We start from the raw sequence: 16,007 nt of genomic DNA on the forward strand, positions 1-16,007 counted from the left end.
TTAACCTCTCAGCTACCTCGCGGCGACTGGGATTAATTTACACACAGTCCCCGAAAGACACAAATCCGCCGGTCACCGGTAAAATCCGGGGCCGACGGATAGGGGCTTTGAGCGTTAGTACCGCTCCTCTTCCTGGGTCCGCTCCACCTGAGCGCCCAGCCGGTTCAGGTTCTCCACGAAGTTCGGGTAGCCGCGGTCGATATGGAAGACGTCGTGGACCACGGAGACCTCGTCCGCACACAGGCCCGCGAGAACCAGGCCGGCGCCGGCGCGAATATCGGAGCTCCAGACGTGGGTCGAAGACAACCGCTCCTGCCCCCGGACGATGACGTGGTGACCGTCGACTTGTGCGTCCGCCCCGAGGCGGAGCATCTCGTCCACAAAACGGAAGCGGGATTCGAAGACGTTCTCGGTGATCATCGTCGTGCCTTCGGCCACCGCCGACAGGCCAATGGCCATCGGCTGCAGATCGGTCGGGAACCCCGGGAAAGGCAGAGTGTTGAAGTTGACCGCCTTCGGGCGCCCGTCCATACGGACCCTAAAGCCGGTCTCGTAGGTCTCCACGTCGGCGCCCGCGGACTTGAGCTTTTCCAGCGGCAGGTGCAGGTGCTTCGGCGCAATCCCGCCCACAGTCAGATCGCCGCGGGTCATGGCAGCGGCATAGGCCCAGGTGCCGGCGACGATACGGTCGCCCACTACCTCGTGCTCGGTGGGCTGCAACTTGTCCACACCCTCAATGGTGACGGTCGACGTCCCCGCCCCACTGATACGCGCGCCCATGGAGTTGAGCATGTCACACAGGTCCACGATCTCCGGCTCGCGCGCGGCATTGTCCAGGACGGTGGTCCCCTCCGCCAGTACCGCTGCGGTCAGAATGTTCTCGGTGGCACCGACCGAGGGGAAGTCGAGCTTGATCTTCGCGCCGTGGAGGCGCTCCGCCTCGGCCACGACGGCGCCGTGCTCAATCCGGGTCTTGGCACCCATCTTCTCCAGGCCCGACTGGTGCATATCCAGCGGGCGGGAACCGATGGCGTCGCCGCCGGGGAGGGCCACCTTCGCCCGACCACAGCGCGAGGTCAGCGGGCCCAAGACGCAAACGGAAGCGCGGAACTGCCGGACGGCATCGAAGTCCGCGTCCGAACGCGGCTGGTCCGGGGTGTCGATGGTGACTACCGAGCCGTCGATAGTGACCTCGCAGCCCAGCCCCTCAAGAACCTTCTTCATGAGGGGTACGTCCAGAATCTCCGGACAGTTAGTCAACGTCGTGCGGCCCTCCGCCAGCAGGGCGGCCGCCATCAGTTTCAGCACACTATTTTTGGCGCCGTCGACCCTCACAGAACCCTGCAGGCGGGCGCCACCGGTGACAATAAATTGGTCCTTCACACCGACCAACTTACAGCCTCTTAGGGCAGTGCGCCGATCCGGCGAGCGGCATTGACCGCCTCGTAACGGGTGTGCGCGCCGAGTTTACGCATCACAGAGCGCAGATAAGACTTCACGGTTTCGGCGCCGATGCCCATTTCTTCCGCGGCTTCGACGTTCGTGTGCCCCAGAGCTACGCAGGAGAGCACGTCGAGCTCGCGGGCGGACAGCTTGGTGGACTGCTTGACGCGGACCGGCGAGACCATCTGGTCGCACAGGGTCTCGAGCTCCTTGCGGAGATCGTCTTCGGCCACCCGGTTGGCCAGCATGCGCAGCTTCGAGTGGGTGGAACGGACCTGCTCCCACTCCGCACCGTTCATCACGTGGCCACCGCGACCGGCCCCGGCCTTGCCGCCGTCGGTACGGCGCAGCACCGAGTTGACCGCCAGGTCCTGCTCGAGACAGCGAGCGGTCATGGTGACTTCCTCGATGACCTTGTCTCCCAGGCGGACCGGCGAGTGCACGCCGACGTACAGGACGCCGCGGATTTCGCGCTGGACGATGACCGGCACGGCCACGATGGAGTGCAGTCCCTCGTCCTGGATGAGGCGGTCGTTTTCGTGGGAGATGGTCTTGGCGCGCAGGTAATCCGAGACACCCACCGCGCGGCGACTCTTGACGACGCGGCCACCGACGCCGACGCCGGCATCGATAGTCAGGTTCTGCAGGGCGGGGGTGCGCAGGCCGACCCACTGTGTGATCTGCAGGCGATTATCCGGCAGCAAGGTGCCGTACATCGTCACCGGGATACCAGTGGCGGTCTTCAAGGAAGACAATGCGGCCCGTACGGCCTCGTCGTCATCTTTAATTCGGTGCGCTTCCAAGACGTACTCCTACTCGGGGGTACCCATTAAGGTGCACCCAGGGGTGCCCCTTTTGAACGGGTGTATTACAACACTGTTTCCCAACTGTATCGGGCTAACGGGGGTAATTCTAAATCAGAACTCTCATAAAACACGAATCCGCTACCTAATTAAAATACAGGCGGCGGGGTTAACCACGAGCGCCAGCGCGCCCGAACTGGTATAAGCGCCCGTCACCCACGGGACAACCACCACCGCAGCCAGCGTTTCCCACTGAATAAAACTCGGTCTATTTCTTGCGTACTGGTCGGTCTAGACAACTAGTGTAGGGTGGGAAAAGCAAATCGGAAAACAGCTGCACAAGGAGTCCCGAATACCTATGGCAAAGATTTACGACAACATTCTCGAGACCATCGGCGGTACCCCGCTGGTTCGCGTCAACCGTCTGACCGAGGGCCTCAAGGCCGACGTCCTCGTTAAGGTCGAGTCCTTCAACCCGGCTAACTCGGTCAAGGACCGTATCGGCCAGGCCATCGTCGACGCCGCCGAGGCCTCCGGCGAGCTGAAGCCGGGCGGCACCATCGTGGAAGCCACCTCCGGCAACACCGGCATCGCCCTGGCCCTGGTCGGCGCGGCTCGCGGCTACAAGGTCATCCTGACCATGCCGGAGACCATGTCCAACGAGCGCCGCGTCCTGCTGCGCGCCTACGGTGCCGAGATCGTCCTGACCCCGGGCGCCGCCGGCATGCAGGGTGCAGTCGACAAGGCCAACGAGATTATCGAGCAGAACGAAGGCGCCATCCTGGCCCGCCAGTTCGCTAACGAGGCCAACCCGACCGTCCACTACAACACCACCGGCCCGGAGATCTGGAACGACACCGACGGCAACGTCGACATCCTGGTCGCGGGCGTCGGCACCGGCGGCACCATCACCGGTGCGGGCCGCTTCCTGAAGGAGAAGAACCCGGATCTGAAGACCGTAGCCGTCGAGCCGGCCGCTTCCCCGCTGCTGTCCGAGGGCAAGGCCGGCCCGCACAAGATCCAGGGCCTGGGCGCTAACTTCATCCCGGAGGTCCTGGACCGCAAGCTGGTCGACGAGGTCATCGCCATCAGCAACGAGGACGCTGTGGAAACCTCCCGCAAGCTGGCCGTCGCCGATGGCATCCTGGGCGGCATCTCCACCGGCGCTAACCTGAAGGCAGCCCTGGAGCTGGCCCAGCGCCCGGAGAACGAAGGCAAGACCATCGTCACCGTCGTCTGCGACTTCGGCGAGCGCTACGTCTCCACCATCCTCTACGAGGACATCCGCGAAGATTAATTTCACGCGTTAAGTGCCTGCTTGAGCCTTGTATAGCCAAGCAGGCACTTTTTCTTGCCTTTTGGGCGACCGGTTTTTAGTACGCTTTGGATATGAACATCCTCAGCCGAATCCGCGAAGACCTAGCTAACGCCCGCGACCACGATCCCGCTGCCCGCGGCGACGTCGAAAACGCCATCGTCTATTCCGGACTGCACGCCATCTGGGCCCACCGCGTTTCCCACTGGCTCTGGAAGCGCGGCCTGAAGGGACCGGCCCGCGTCCTGGCGCAGCTTAACCGCTTCTTCACCGGCATCGAGATCCACCCCGGCGCCACCATCGGCCGGCGCTTCTTCATCGACCACGGGATGGGCATCGTCATCGGCGAGACCGCCGAAATCGGCGACGGCGTGATGCTCTACCACGGTGTGACCCTGGGCGGCCAGGTGCTCACCCAAACCAAGCGCCACCCCACCATCGAGGACAACGTCGTCATCGGCGCGGGCGCCAAGGTGCTGGGCCCCATCACCATCGGCCACGGCTCCGCCGTCGGCGCCAACGCCGTCGTTACCAAGGACGTGCCCCCGGAGCACAGCGCCATCGGCATCCCGGCTAAGAACCGCCCGCGTCGCCACGAAGAGCGCATCAAGCTCGTCGACCCCGACTACTTCATCTAGCCGGAGCACAATACCGCGCAGCGCCGCGCACGCGGCCCTGCAGCCGCCGCCTAGCTCCCTCGGTAGCTTCCCCCTTAAGAACCCGCCTGCAACTCCTTGTAGGCGGGATTTTTGTCGATAAAGCGCGCCACGGCGGAGCAGGTCGGGCGCACGCGCTTGCCGGCCTCCCGCGCATCATCCAGCGCGGCCTGAATCAGGGGCTTAGACAGGCCCCGACCCTGAAAGTCCGGGTGGACGACCGTGTGGTCGAACTCGCGGACGTCAGCGTCATCGATGTAGTGCGCGTATCCGGCCTCGTGGCCGTCCACGGTGATGACGAACTGAGAACGATCGGTCTGCTTGGCAACGGAGTAGTTTTCCATGGCCCCAGTATGCCAAAAAGGCCCGTTCCCTTTAGCGGAAACGGACCTTGCTGGTGGCCAGAGCCAGGATCGAACTGGCGACCCCACACTTTTCAGGCGTGTGCTCTACCGACTGAGCTATCTGGCCGAAGACTACCGGAGTAGCCTTGGCGACCCTGACGGGACTTGAACCCGCGACCTCCGCCGTGACAGGGCGGCGCGCTAACCAACTGCGCCACAGGGCCATTATTTAATTTGCTGCATTCCAGGGCTTAGCACCCTGTCTTGCACGAGTTATTACTCTACACAGAACGCCGAAACATAGGCAAATCGCCTGCTAGTCATCCATATTCATAGAGAAAGCTCGCACCAGATGGGACACGTCCACAAGTCTTGCCAAACCCTGGCCGCTCCGCCGTCCCCGCGCCCGAAAGACGCGAAAAAGGGCCGAGGTAAAACCTCGACCCTTCTGGTACTGCGACCCTGACGGGACTTGAACCCGCGACCTCCGCCGTGACAGGGCGGCGCGCTAACCAACTGCGCCACAGGGCCAGCACGTCTAAGACGTACATGGTGAAGAAAAACTCTTTAAAAGAGGCCTTCTCCGTACCCCCAACGGGATTCGAACCCGTGCCGCTGCCGTGAAAGGGCAGTGTCCTAGGCCGCTAGACGATGGGGGCCTGCCGCGGTATTCAAGGCAGAAAACTCTCGCTTTCCCTTGCGCGACTTCTCAAAATATACTGGAAGAATCACTCAATACAAAATCGCGCCCTACCCCGGAGATAAAACCACCGCTATGCCCGAAAATCAGGAAGCCTGCTCGTGCCACGCACCGCATAAACACGGCTACAACGCGGACGCCGACTCCAAGAAGAAGTACCTGGCCAGGCTGCGCAAGATCGAGGGCCAAACCCGCGGAATCCACCGCATGATCGACGAGGATCAATACTGCATCGACATCATCACGCAGATCTCCGCGGTCACCTCCGCCTTGGAAAACGTCTCCCTCGCCCTCCTGGAAGACCACATCGCCCACTGCGTGGCCGGCGCCCGCAACGCGGACGGTACCATCGCCCAGGACAAGCTGGACGAGGCCATGCGCGCCATCAAGAAGATGGTCAAGAGCTAGCCCCCCTTCCCCTAGCGCGCCGTCCAACCAACAGCCCCTGCCGGCGATTTAAACGCCGCCTCAGCGGCTGCCAGGCCTTAATCCTTGTAAAGACATGAAAGAACCCGCTAACGGCTCTTAGAGCGCGCTAGCGGGCTGGTGCGTGGGCCCTGAGGGGCTCGAACCCTCGACCTGCGGATTAAAAGTCCGTAGCTCTACCAGCTGAGCTAAAGGCCCAATGCGTTCCTTATTCTAATAGGAGGCCACGACAGGAAGAAAATAGCCCCCGATCCGGGCCTCAAAGGCCCTGTTCATAGGGGCTACTAACTGCCTAATGAGCGTCGGCGCGCTTACTGGGGACGCATATCCCCGGTCTCGGCGAAGCGAATCTGGAAGTCGAAGGCGGACTTCAGATCGTGCGGGGTGTGGATGAACTTGCCCTGCTTAGCACGCTCGAAGTACTCCTCCAGCGCAGGACGGTAATCCGGGTGAGCCACGGCGATGACCTTCTCGGCGCGCTCGCGCGGAGCCAGGCCGCGCAGGTCAGCCACGCCGTACTCGGTGATGATGACCATGGTGTCGTGCTCGGTGTGGTCGGTGTGCGCCACGAAAGGCACGATGGCGGAGATCTTGCCGTCCTTGGCAATCGACGGGGACACGAAGGTGCTGATGTAGGCGTTGCGGGTGAAGTCGCCCGAGCCACCGGTACCGTTCATGATGCGGGTGCCGCCCACGTTGGTGGAGTTGATGTTGCCGTAGATGTCGCCCTCAATCATGCCGTTGGAGGAAATCAGGCCGACGCGGCGGATGACCTCCGGGTGGTTGGAGATCTGCTGCGGGCGCAGCACAATGTGCTTGGCGTAGCGGTCGGCCTCGGCGTTCATCTTCTCCGCGTACTCCGGGGACAGCGCGAAGGAGGTGGCGGAGGCGACGGTCATCTTGCCGGCGTCGATGAGATCCAGCATGCCGTCCTGGATGACCTCGGTGTAGGCCTGGATGTTTTCGAACTTGGAATCCAGCAGGCCGGCCATCACGGCGTTCGGGACGTTGCCCACGCCCGACTGCATGATGAACTGGTCGTATGCCAGACGGCCGGCGGCAACCTCGCCCTCGAGGAAGTTGATGAAGTTCGCGGCGATCTTCTCGGAGGTCTCGTCCGGGGCCTTGAAGGGGGCGTTGCGGTCCGGGGCGTTGGTCTTAACGACGGCGACGACCTTGTCCTTGGGGATCTCGATGTAGGTCTCACCGATACGGTCGCTGACCTTGGTGATCGGGATTGGCTGGCGGTTCGGCAGCTTCTCGATGCGGTAAATATCGTGCATGCCCTCCAGGTTCAGGGACTGCCACTCGTTGACCTCGAGGATGATCTTGTCCGCGGCCTCGATGTACTCGAGGTTGTTGCCCACGGCGGACGACGGCACGATGTTGCCGTCCTCGGTAATGCGGACGACCTCGATGATGGCTACCTGGAAGTCGCCGTAGAAGCCCTCCTCGACCTGCTGGCCCATGTGGGACAGGTGGACGTCCTGGTAGAGCAGCTCGCCGGAGTTAGCCTTGTTACGCAGCACCGGATCGGAGTTGTACGGGGCGCGGAAGCGCAGGGCGTCTGCCTCCGCGAGGACGCCGTCGCAGTCCGGGGCGGTGGAGGCGCCGGAAAAGACGTCAATCTTGAACTCTTCGCCCGCCTCGTGGGCCTTGGTGGCCTTCTCCGCGATAGCGGCCGGCAGCGCCTTCGGGTAACCGGCACCGGTGAAGCCGGAAATGCCCACTCGGTCGCCATTGTTAACGTACTTGGCTGCCTCCTCGGCGGAGACCACGAGGTCCTGGTAATACCCAATCCGCTCAGTCAAGTCTTTACCTCCTGTGATTGTCGCGGCGCGCGGGTGTAACGCACGCCGCATGGTTTTAGTTACACGCACCACATTAGCGAATATTTGCAACCTTTTCCGCAACTGTGCCAAAACTGTGAAGACAAGGTGCACCCGCCGTCCCGGTTTGCCAGCGTTTCTGCCCACAGTCCACAATGTAAAACGTGACTTTGCGCATCGGTTCTATCTCTCTCAACTCCCCCGTCATCCTCGCCCCGATGGCCGGGGTGACCAACGTGGCTTTCCGGACGCTGTGCCGCGAGCAGGAGCTCGCCCGCACCGGCACCGTGGCCGGCCTCTACGTCTGCGAGATGGTCACCGTCCGCGCCCTGGTGGAACGCAACGAGAAGACCATGCACATGACGACCTTCGCCCCGAGCGAGGATCCGCGTTCGCTCCAGCTCTACACCGTCGATCCGGAATACACCTACCGCGCCGCGAAGATGATCGTGGACGAGAACCTGGCCGATCACATCGACATGAACTTCGGCTGCCCAGTCCCGAAGGTCACCCGCCGCGGGGGCGGATCCGCACTGCCGTATAAGCGCCGGCTTTTCGGCAACATCGTCGCGGCCGCCGTCAAGGCCACGGAGGGCACCGACATCCCGGTGACGGTGAAGATGCGCGTCGGCATCGATAGCGAGCACCACACGCACCTGGACGCCGGCCGTATCGCCGTTGAGGAGGGCGCGGCCGCCGTGGCGCTGCACGGGCGCACCGCCGCCCAGCGCTACTCGGGTCAGGCGGACTGGTCGGAAATTGCCCGCCTGAAGGAGCACCTCGCGGACAGTGGGGTGCCGGTCCTAGGCAACGGTGATATCTTCAAGGCTTCCGATGCCGCCGCGATGATGGAAGCCACCGGCTGCGACGGGGTCGTCGTCGGCCGCGGCTGCCTAGGCCGCCCCTGGCTCTTCGCCGAGCTATCTGCCCACCTGCGCGGCGAGCCGGTGCCCGAGGAGCCGACGCTGGGCGAGGTCACGCAGATCGTCTACCGCCACGCGGAGCTGCTCGCGCACTACGACGGCGAGGCCCACGCCTGCCGCGATATTCGTAAACACATTGGGTGGTACCTGCGCGGCTTCCCGGTCGGCGGCGAGGTCCGTTCGCAGCTGTCTAAGGTAAACTCCCTGCCGGATCTGCGCGAGCTGCTCGCCCCCTGGGCCGGCTCTAATGCCCGGGCTGACGATGCCTCTGGGCCCCGCGGACGTCAGGGTTCGCCGGCCAAGGTCGCGCTGCCGGACGGCTGGCTGGACGACCCGGAGGACGAGGCGGTGCCCGCCGGCGCCGAGATCATGAACTCCGGCGGCTAAACCCGCAGCTTGTATACACCTATCAGGGTATTGAAAATTACTAGTTCTTGGCGGGCGTTCCCAATAAACGTGCACTATACTGTTGGGCATGCGAATTGCCTACAGAGAGAAGTTAGATAACTTCGCGCACGACCTGATCCTGATGTGCGACACGGTTCAGGCGATCATGTCTCAGGCTTCGCGGGCACTTCTGACGGCCGCCTTGCAGCCGGCCGAAGATGGTCTATCCCTATCCGACGAGCTAGAAGAGCTGCGCACCCGGTGCGAAGAACGCGCCGTGTCCCTCCTGGCATTGGAAAACCCCATGGCCAAGGACCTGCGCCAAGTGGTCTCCTCTATCTATATCGTGGAGGACCTCTACCGCATGGGCCAGCTGGCCAAGCACATCGCGAAGTCCGCGCGACGCCGCCACCCCAACCACGTGGTTCAGGAAGAGTTCATGGGGTACCTCGAAGAACTCGCCCGCCTGGTCGATGAGATGTGCTCGCGCACCCGCAACGCTCTTATCGATCCGGATCCCCAGCTGGCGCTGGAGCTGGCGAGCGACGATGACGCGGTGGACGACATCAACCACCACCTGATCACCATCCTGACCCAGCGGGATTGGAAGTACTCCACCCGCTCGGCCGTCGACCTGGCTATGCTCTCGCGCTTCTACGAGCGCTACGCGGACCACTGCGTCAACGTGGCCGCCCGCATCCTCTACCTGAGCACCGGCATGCTGCCGGACGAGTACCTGGCCCGCCGCGCCGACGAGGACCGCCGCCAGGACATGGAGGCCCACTTCGCCGCCCTGGAGCGCCAGTTCCGCCGCTAGCCGGCCTCCCCTTACTACTTGCCCGCCCCGCATCCCGCGCGGCGGGTTTTTCTACGACTAATCCCCCGGCACCAGGGCTCAACCTGGCGCCGGGGGATTTAAGTCTTTAGCTCAGACAATCAAGTTTTAGCGCAGCGCGCGGTGCGGCCGCGCGCGGGGAGCCTCCTTAGCCGAAACGGCCGGAGATGTAGTCTTCGGTTTCCTTCTTTTCCGGGTTCTCGAAGATCTTGGTGGTGTCGTTGAACTCCACCAGGTGGCCCGGCTTGCCGGTGGCCTCCAGGGAGAAGAAGCCGGTCTTGTCGGACACACGGGATGCCTGCTGCATGTTGTGCGTCACGATGACGATGGTGAATTCCTGCTTCAGCTCGTGAATCAGGTCCTCGACCGCCAGGGTGGAAATCGGGTCCAGGGCCGAGCAGGGCTCGTCCATGAGCAGCACCTCGGGCTCGACCGCAATGGCGCGGGCGATGCACAGACGCTGCTGCTGACCGCCGGAGAGGCCGCCGCCCGGCTTGTCCAGGCGGTCCTTGACCTCGTCCCAGAGGTTGGCGCCGCGCAGGGACTTCTCCGCGACCTCCTTGAGCTTCTTCTTGTTCTTCTCGCCGGACAGCTTCAGGCCGGCGACGACGTTGTCCTCGATGGACATGGTCGGGAACGGGTTGGCCTTCTGGAAGACCATGCCGATGGTGTTACGCACGGAGACCGGGTCGACCTTGGAGTCGTAGACATTCTGGCCGTCCAGCAGGATCTCGCCCTTGACGTAGGCGCCCGGGATGACCTCGTGCATGCGGTTGAGGGTACGCAGCACGGTCGACTTACCACAGCCGGACGGGCCGATGAACGCAGTTACCGCCTGGGCCGGGATGTGCATGTTGACGTTCTGCACAGCGTGGAAGTCGCCGTAGTAGATATTGACGTCATTGAGTTCGAGTTTGGACATCTTGTGCTCCTGAGTATGAGAGTTGTCGGTGAAAGTTCGGGCCGGGCGAAGCAGATTACTGCTTGACCGAGAACTTCGCGGAGATGATTCGGGCGGCAACGTTGAGCAGCGCGATGAGAAGGACCAAGGTGAAGGCGGCGCCCCACAGCTTGTCGAGGACGGCTTCGGTAACGCCGGCCTTGTACATGTCCAACATCATCAGCGGCAGCGAGGACATGGTGCCACTGGTCGGGTCCCACTTCAGGGCGCTGGTGGAACCGACCAGGATGAGGACCGGAGCGGACTCACCCATGATGCGGGCGATTGCCAGCATGACACCGGTGGCGATACCGGACAGTGCGGTCGGCAGAACAATCTTGGCGATGGTCTTCCACTTCGGCACGCCCAGGGCGTAGGAGGCCTCGCGCAGGTCCATCGGGACCACGCGGAGCATCTCCTCGGTGTTACGGACGACAATCGGAATCATCAGCAGCAACAGGGACCAAGCCAGGGCCAGACCGGAGCGGTCGAAGCCCATGACGCCGATCCAGGCGGCGTAGACGAACAGGGCGGCAACGATGGACGGGACACCGGACAGGATGTCCACCATGAAGGTGGTCACGCGGCCGAGCCACCCGCCACGGGAGTACTCCACCAGGTAGATGGCGGTGAACACGCCAATCGGGACGGCGATGATGGTCGCCAGGCCAGCCTGGATGATGGTACCGACGATGGCGTGCAGCGCACCGCCGCCGGGCTGGTGGTACATGACGCCCAGCATGCCCTCGGTCCACCACTCCACGTTCAGAGTGACGGGCAGGCCCTTGACGATGAGCTCCCAGAGCACCCACACCAGCGGGATGAGAGCGACAATCATGCACAGGTAGATAAGGACGGTCGCCGCGCTGTTGGCGAACTTACGCTTGCCCGAGATGTCGGTAAAGGCGTTGTGTGTGGTCGAAACGTCAGAAGCAGCTACAGCATTAGACATTGTTTGTTATCCTCACTCTTCTACTTCTTGGAGACGATCGCGCGGGCAATGGCGTTGACGATGAACGTCAGCAAGAACAGCACCAGACCGGCGGCGATGTAGGCGCCCGCCTTAATCGGGTTGTTGAACTCCGGTGCCGCGTTCGCAATCGCGGTTGCGAAGGTGGTACCGCCATCGAACAGGGAGAAGCGGAACTCGGACGACGGGCCGACGACCATGTACAGGGCCATGGTCTCACCGAGCGCGCGGCCCAAGCCCAGCATGGCGCCGGAGATGTAGCCCGAGAGGCCGAACGGCAGAACGGTCATGCGGACGACTTCCCAGCGGGTAGCGCCCAGGGCCAGGGCGGACTCGACCTGCCCCTTCGGGGTCTGGACGAAAACCTCACGCGCGGTAGCCGCGATAATCGGCAGAATCATTACGGCCAGCACGATGCCACCGGTGAACATGTTGCGGGCGGTGGCGAACGACGGCGAGTTCTCGTAGACGGTGAAGAGGAAGAATCCGCCGGCCCAGCTGTGAATCCACTCGTAGAAGCCCGACAGCACCGGGCCCAGGACGAGCCAGCCCCACAGACCGTAAACGATGGAAGGAACGGCGGCCAGCATGTCGACCAAAAAGCCCATCGGCTTGACCAGGCGGGCCGGCGCGTAGTTGGACAGGAAGATGGCCACGCCGAGAGCCACCGGCATGGCGATAATCAGAGCCAGCACCGACATGGTGACCGTGGCGGCGAACAGGTTCGGGATACCGAAGTACATTTCGTCCACGTTGGACGTGTCCCACGGACCCGTGTAGATGAAAAAGCCGAGGTAGCCTTCGGCGTTGCGGTTCAGCGCGGGGACGGCACGAATAATCAGGAAGATGCCGATAGCCGCAATGAAGACAGTGATGAGGGTAGCGGACGCGGTGGAGAGAATCTCAAAGACGCGGTCGCCCGGGCGCTTAACGCCGCCGGTCTTCACGCCTTCGGAAGCGCCCTGGGGTTCGTTATCGGGTTTGCCCGCGGCGGTGGTGGTAGCCACGGAGTGGCCTTCCACGTTGCGGTCATCGTCGAGCTTCTTATGCTCACCCGTTGTCGAGTTGTACTCAGCCATGTGGCGGGGATCCTTCAACTTGTAGGGTTTTTACGTTTGTCACATCTTCCCGCTTAACGGGAAGAACCCCCGACGGCGTAACGAGCGGCCGGCGGGGGAAATTCAACCATCTAGCCCATCATCCCGCGCTGGGGCGGGGTGATGAACCAGTCAGTATGAGGATGCTTTAGGACGCCTGGATCTCGTCGACAGCCGTCTTCAGGCGGTCCAGGTGAGCACCGGTGACCGGGATGTGGCCGGCCTCGGTCAGGCCCTCATCCTGGTGGTCCAGAGCGGTCTTCAGGAACTCCTTCAGCAGGGCCGCCTCGGACTCGTCGTAGCCAGCGGAGCAGACGATCTCGTAGGTGGTCAGGATGAGCGGGTAGGAGCCCTCATCGGAGGAGGAGAACAGAGCCTCGGAGTTCACGACCATGTCGTTGCCCTCGGTCTCGAACTGCAGGTTCTCCAGAGCGGTGCCGACGGTCTCCTCGGACAGCTCGGTCGGGCCAGCACCGAAGTCGATCTTGGCAACGCCCAGACCGGCCTGCTCAGCGTGAGAGTGCTCGACGTAGGTGATGCCGCCGTCGATGCTGGAGACCTGGGTAGCAACGCCGGAGGAGCCGTTGGCGCCCTCGCCGACCTCGGTCGGGAAGTTCTTGCCACCCTCGTTGTCCCACTCTTCGGTGGCGTCGTGCAGGAACTTCTGGAAGTTGTCGGAGGTACCGGACTCGTCGGAGCGGTAGACCACGGAGATGCGGGTATCCGGCAGGTCAACGCCCTCGTTGTCAGCCTGGATAGCCTCGTCGTTCCACTCGGTGATGTCGCCCTTGAAGATCTTGGCAACGTTCTCGGTGGAAAGGTTCAGCTCGTCAACGCCCTCCAGGTTGTAAGCGATAGCAACCGGGCCGATAACGAACGGCAGGTGCCAAGCGTCGTTGCCGTTGCAACGGTTTTTAGCAGCCTCAACCTGTTCCTCCTCCAGCGGGGAGTCGGAACCGGCGAAGGTGACCTGGCCGTCGACGAACTGGGTACGGCCGGAGCCGGAACCGGTGGCGTTGTAAGCCAGGCTAGCGTCGCCGCCAGTGGTCTCCTGGAACTTGGAAGCAAAGTAGTCCATAGCGTTCTGCTGGGAGGAAGCGCCCTCACCAGTCAGCTCGCCGGAAACCTCGGTCTCGCCCTCAGCGGAGGAGTCAGAGTCGTTGCAGGCGACCAAAGCGGTAGAAGAAGCCGCGATGATGCCGAAGATTGCAGCGGTGCGCTTGAAATTGCGAATCACGGGAAACCTTTCCTGTGGAGATCAGATTCAACTTGATTGTCCGAGCACCTTTACCCGCGCGCAGCCACCCCATGGGACGGTGGTGCCGGGCTGACCTCCGACGCGGTGGAACTGGCCTATAGCGGTGAACTAGTCCGCGGCGCAGTACCTCCGCGCCTAGAAGGCCTGGATACTCACAACGCTTAAAGCTATCCAGTCTTGGTTAACCGGAAAGGTCCCTTTCGGTTAACGCTGAGTTAACAATCGCCCCAACGCAGGTGATTCTTCTCACCTTTCACACCGATCCATGGTTTCCTACTGAGTTTTCTCAACGTTCTTCCTCAGGTTTTAGACGCCGTAGACGCAGTGCCGCTCGGCCACCTCGAAACCCGCCTTGTCGTAGGAGCGCACGGCCGCGGCGTTGTCCGCCTCCACGTAGAGAATGACCTTGTCAGCGCCTTTGTCCTGCATGCGCTTGAGCCCCAGCGCCAGCAGCGGCCGGGACAGCCCCTGGCCCTGGTAAGAGCTGGCCAGGCCGATGACGTAGACCTCGCCGAAGGACTCGTCCTCCTCGGTGGTCACCGGGGAGTGCCACTTGGTCCAGTGGAAGCCGGCCAGCCTCGGTTCCGCGCCGCGGGTGTCCCACAAGAAGAGCACGTCCGCGGGGTCGTACCAGGAGTTGTCCTTGCCGCGCGCCAAGCGCTCGGCGTCCCAGCCGCCCTGCTCCGGGTGCCAGCTAAACGCCTCGTTGTTGACGGCCAGCCAGGCGCTATCGACGGCCTCGGCTCCGAAGCGCTGGGCGGCCGCCGGGTAGTCCATGGCCTCCAGGCCCGGCGCGTCGGCGGCGTCGAAGGCTGCGGCGGAGCGCAATAGGTCCCCCTCGAGCGCCATAACCAGCAGCTCGCGCTCGATGGTGCGGCCCGCGGCGGCGGCCAGGTGCTGGGCCGCGGGCAGGTTCCCGTGCGCCCAGACCGGCCGATCGCCGAGTTCGCCCAGCAGGGCCTTTCCCTCACCGTTACCGCGGTAGTCGGGGGCGACGAAGAGCTCGGCGCTGTCCCCGTCGTCGGCGGCCACCCCGGCCAGGTCCTCGCCGACCCACAGCAGGGTGTGGGTGTGGCCCAGGCGGGCATCGTCGAGCCCGGCCAGGAACTGCTCGGAGAGCGGCGCTACCCCGTCGGCCTGGGCGGCCTGGCGCGCTAAGGCGGCTACGGCGCGGGCCGTGGCGGCATCGTCGGGCAGGTGCGTGGTTTTAGTGGTAGTCGCTGTCATGGTTTCCAGGATAGTTTGCAACAATGGAGCATGTGACTGACGTTGTTGTGCCCGCCCGCGCCCGCAAGCCCCTCGCCTGGCTCCTGGGCATCGCCGCGGTGAGCGGAAGCCTGTTTGTGGTGGACTCCGGTTTCGCCATGCACGCGGAGCATTCCATTTCCCAGCGGGTCAAGGAAGAATCCAAGCTGGAAAACTCCCCCGAGGTCTACGTCGGGGGCATGCCCTACCTGGGGGCGGCGGTAACCAACGAGATCCCGCTGATCGAGGTCAAGTCCCTCGACGTGGAGGTGCCCCACTTGGGCATGATCAATGCGCAGACCACCCTGCGCGATATCACCGTCTCCGCCGACCAGCTGACCAGCGGGGACTTCGCCGGCGCACCGGTGTCGACCTTCTCGCGCGCCATCACCCTAGACGGCGTCGCGCTCGGGCGCCTGCTGGACATCACGGACCTATCCATTGCCAACCCCGACAACATCTCGCCTACCGGCGGCATGGCCTCCGAGGCCGAGCTCAGCGGCACCGTCGCCGGCGCGAAAGAGCCCACCCGGGTGCGCGTGACGCTGCGGCTCGTCGGCGAGCGCTTCTACATGCGCCCGGTGGAGATCCTGGAGCTGGCCGAGGGCACGAGCGAGGAAGAGGCCACCCAGGTCTTCGAGCTGGAACTGGATACCCGGCAGCTGCCCCTGCCCGCCCAGGCCACCGCCGTGCGCCTGCAGGGAGGCGGCATCACCTTCGAGACCCAGCGCCGCAACACCCACCTGCAGCCCGGCCAGCTTGCCCCCATCGAGATCGCCGGGGAATACGACTCCGACGGCCGCGAGGTCAACGACGAGAATTCCGGTAACTAGCCG

The 16,007-nt window shown here is 63.4% G+C and carries 15 protein-coding genes and 5 tRNA genes; 6 read left to right on the forward strand and 14 right to left on the reverse strand.

Annotation, left to right across the window (positions count from 1 at the left end; genetic code table 11):
- Nucleotides 1-114: 114 nt before the first annotated feature.
- Together murA and ramA are read right to left on the reverse strand one after the other, a co-directional pair.
- Nucleotides 115-1,383 carry a UDP-N-acetylglucosamine 1-carboxyvinyltransferase gene (gene murA / locus VVR85_RS04700; protein ID WP_368519804.1) on the reverse strand — a complete coding sequence of 423 codons (1,269 nt, stop codon included), beginning with the start codon at nucleotides 1,381-1,383 and terminating at the stop codon, nucleotides 115-117.
- 20 nt (nucleotides 1,384-1,403) lie between these two features.
- A complete protein-coding gene (gene ramA / locus VVR85_RS04705; protein WP_368519805.1) occupies nucleotides 1,404-2,246 on the reverse strand; it encodes an acetate metabolism transcriptional regulator RamA in 843 nt (280 codons plus the stop codon).
- A 358-nt stretch (nucleotides 2,247-2,604) separates the two neighbouring features.
- Between ramA and cysK the strand changes: the two genes are divergently transcribed.
- Together cysK and epsC are read left to right on the forward strand one after the other, a co-directional pair.
- Nucleotides 2,605-3,543, forward strand: a complete 939-nt coding sequence (gene cysK / locus VVR85_RS04710; protein ID WP_368519806.1) for a cysteine synthase A — start codon at nucleotides 2,605-2,607, stop codon at nucleotides 3,541-3,543.
- A 92-nt stretch (nucleotides 3,544-3,635) separates the two neighbouring features.
- A complete protein-coding gene (gene epsC / locus VVR85_RS04715; RefSeq protein WP_368519807.1) occupies nucleotides 3,636-4,199 on the forward strand; it encodes a serine O-acetyltransferase EpsC in 564 nt (187 codons plus the stop codon).
- A gap of 74 nt (nucleotides 4,200-4,273) precedes the next feature.
- On the opposite strand, the gene VVR85_RS04720 is transcribed toward epsC, so the two are convergent.
- The 5 genes from VVR85_RS04720 to VVR85_RS04740 form a co-directional block, all read right to left on the reverse strand.
- A complete protein-coding gene (locus VVR85_RS04720; RefSeq protein WP_368519808.1) occupies nucleotides 4,274-4,648 on the reverse strand; it encodes a GNAT family N-acetyltransferase in 375 nt (124 codons plus the stop codon).
- Nucleotides 4,613-4,688: transfer RNA gene (locus VVR85_RS04725), tRNA-Phe, on the reverse strand. Before VVR85_RS04725 ends, VVR85_RS04720 begins: the two co-directional genes overlap by 36 nt.
- A 20-nt stretch (nucleotides 4,689-4,708) precedes the next feature.
- A tRNA-Asp gene (locus VVR85_RS04730) sits at nucleotides 4,709-4,785 on the reverse strand.
- Nucleotides 4,786-5,018: 233 nt separating this feature from the next.
- Nucleotides 5,019-5,092 (reverse strand) — tRNA-Asp (locus tag VVR85_RS04735).
- Between the two features lie 55 nt (nucleotides 5,093-5,147).
- A tRNA-Glu gene (locus tag VVR85_RS04740) sits at nucleotides 5,148-5,220 on the reverse strand.
- A 116-nt stretch (nucleotides 5,221-5,336) separates the two neighbouring features.
- Here VVR85_RS04740 and VVR85_RS04745 point away from each other — a divergent pair.
- Nucleotides 5,337-5,669, forward strand: a complete 333-nt coding sequence (locus VVR85_RS04745) for a metal-sensitive transcriptional regulator (protein ID WP_368519809.1) — start codon at nucleotides 5,337-5,339, stop codon at nucleotides 5,667-5,669.
- Nucleotides 5,670-5,812: 143 nt separating this feature from the next.
- Here VVR85_RS04745 and VVR85_RS04750 read toward each other — a convergent pair.
- Nucleotides 5,813-5,885: transfer RNA gene (locus VVR85_RS04750), tRNA-Lys, on the reverse strand.
- A gap of 113 nt (nucleotides 5,886-5,998) precedes the next feature.
- Nucleotides 5,999-7,498 carry an acetyl-CoA hydrolase/transferase family protein gene (locus tag VVR85_RS04755; RefSeq protein ID WP_368519810.1) on the reverse strand — a complete coding sequence of 500 codons (1,500 nt, stop codon included), beginning with the start codon at nucleotides 7,496-7,498 and terminating at the stop codon, nucleotides 5,999-6,001.
- Nucleotides 7,499-7,680: 182 nt separating this feature from the next.
- On the opposite strand from VVR85_RS04755, the gene dusB reads away from it, so the two are divergent.
- Together dusB and phoU are read left to right on the forward strand one after the other, a co-directional pair.
- Complete coding sequence (gene dusB / locus VVR85_RS04760) at nucleotides 7,681-8,826, forward strand: tRNA dihydrouridine synthase DusB (RefSeq protein ID WP_368519811.1); 1,146 nt, start codon at nucleotides 7,681-7,683, stop codon at nucleotides 8,824-8,826.
- A gap of 88 nt (nucleotides 8,827-8,914) precedes the next feature.
- Nucleotides 8,915-9,643 carry a phosphate signaling complex protein PhoU gene (gene phoU, locus VVR85_RS04765; RefSeq protein ID WP_368519812.1) on the forward strand — a complete coding sequence of 243 codons (729 nt, stop codon included), beginning with the start codon at nucleotides 8,915-8,917 and terminating at the stop codon, nucleotides 9,641-9,643.
- 166 nt (nucleotides 9,644-9,809) lie between these two features.
- On the opposite strand, the gene pstB is transcribed toward phoU, so the two are convergent.
- The 5 genes from pstB to mshD form a co-directional block, all read right to left on the reverse strand.
- Nucleotides 9,810-10,583 (reverse strand): phosphate ABC transporter ATP-binding protein PstB, encoded by a 774-nt coding sequence (gene pstB / locus VVR85_RS04770; protein WP_368519813.1) that lies wholly within the window; start codon nucleotides 10,581-10,583, stop codon nucleotides 9,810-9,812.
- Between the two features lie 55 nt (nucleotides 10,584-10,638).
- Nucleotides 10,639-11,553: a phosphate ABC transporter permease PstA gene (gene pstA, locus VVR85_RS04775; protein ID WP_368519814.1), complete on the reverse strand. Its 915-nt coding sequence runs from the start codon at nucleotides 11,551-11,553 to the stop codon at nucleotides 10,639-10,641.
- 20 nt (nucleotides 11,554-11,573) lie between these two features.
- Nucleotides 11,574-12,650: a phosphate ABC transporter permease subunit PstC gene (pstC, locus tag VVR85_RS04780; RefSeq protein WP_368519815.1), complete on the reverse strand. Its 1,077-nt coding sequence runs from the start codon at nucleotides 12,648-12,650 to the stop codon at nucleotides 11,574-11,576.
- Between the two features lie 166 nt (nucleotides 12,651-12,816).
- Entirely contained in the window at nucleotides 12,817-13,905 is a 1,089-nt protein-coding gene (gene pstS / locus VVR85_RS04785) for a phosphate ABC transporter substrate-binding protein PstS (protein WP_368519816.1), read from the reverse strand.
- Between the two features lie 327 nt (nucleotides 13,906-14,232).
- A complete protein-coding gene (gene mshD / locus VVR85_RS04790) occupies nucleotides 14,233-15,153 on the reverse strand; it encodes a mycothiol synthase (RefSeq protein WP_368519817.1) in 921 nt (306 codons plus the stop codon).
- A gap of 32 nt (nucleotides 15,154-15,185) precedes the next feature.
- Here mshD and VVR85_RS04795 point away from each other — a divergent pair, with 32 nt between their 5' ends.
- Nucleotides 15,186-16,004 carry a DUF2993 domain-containing protein gene (locus VVR85_RS04795; protein ID WP_368519818.1) on the forward strand — a complete coding sequence of 273 codons (819 nt, stop codon included), beginning with the start codon at nucleotides 15,186-15,188 and terminating at the stop codon, nucleotides 16,002-16,004.
- Nucleotides 16,005-16,007 lie beyond the last annotated feature (3 nt).

Source organism: Corynebacterium sp. LK2590, assembly GCF_040946105.1.
In the GTDB taxonomy this organism is placed as follows: Bacteria; Actinomycetota; Actinomycetes; order Mycobacteriales; family Mycobacteriaceae; genus Corynebacterium.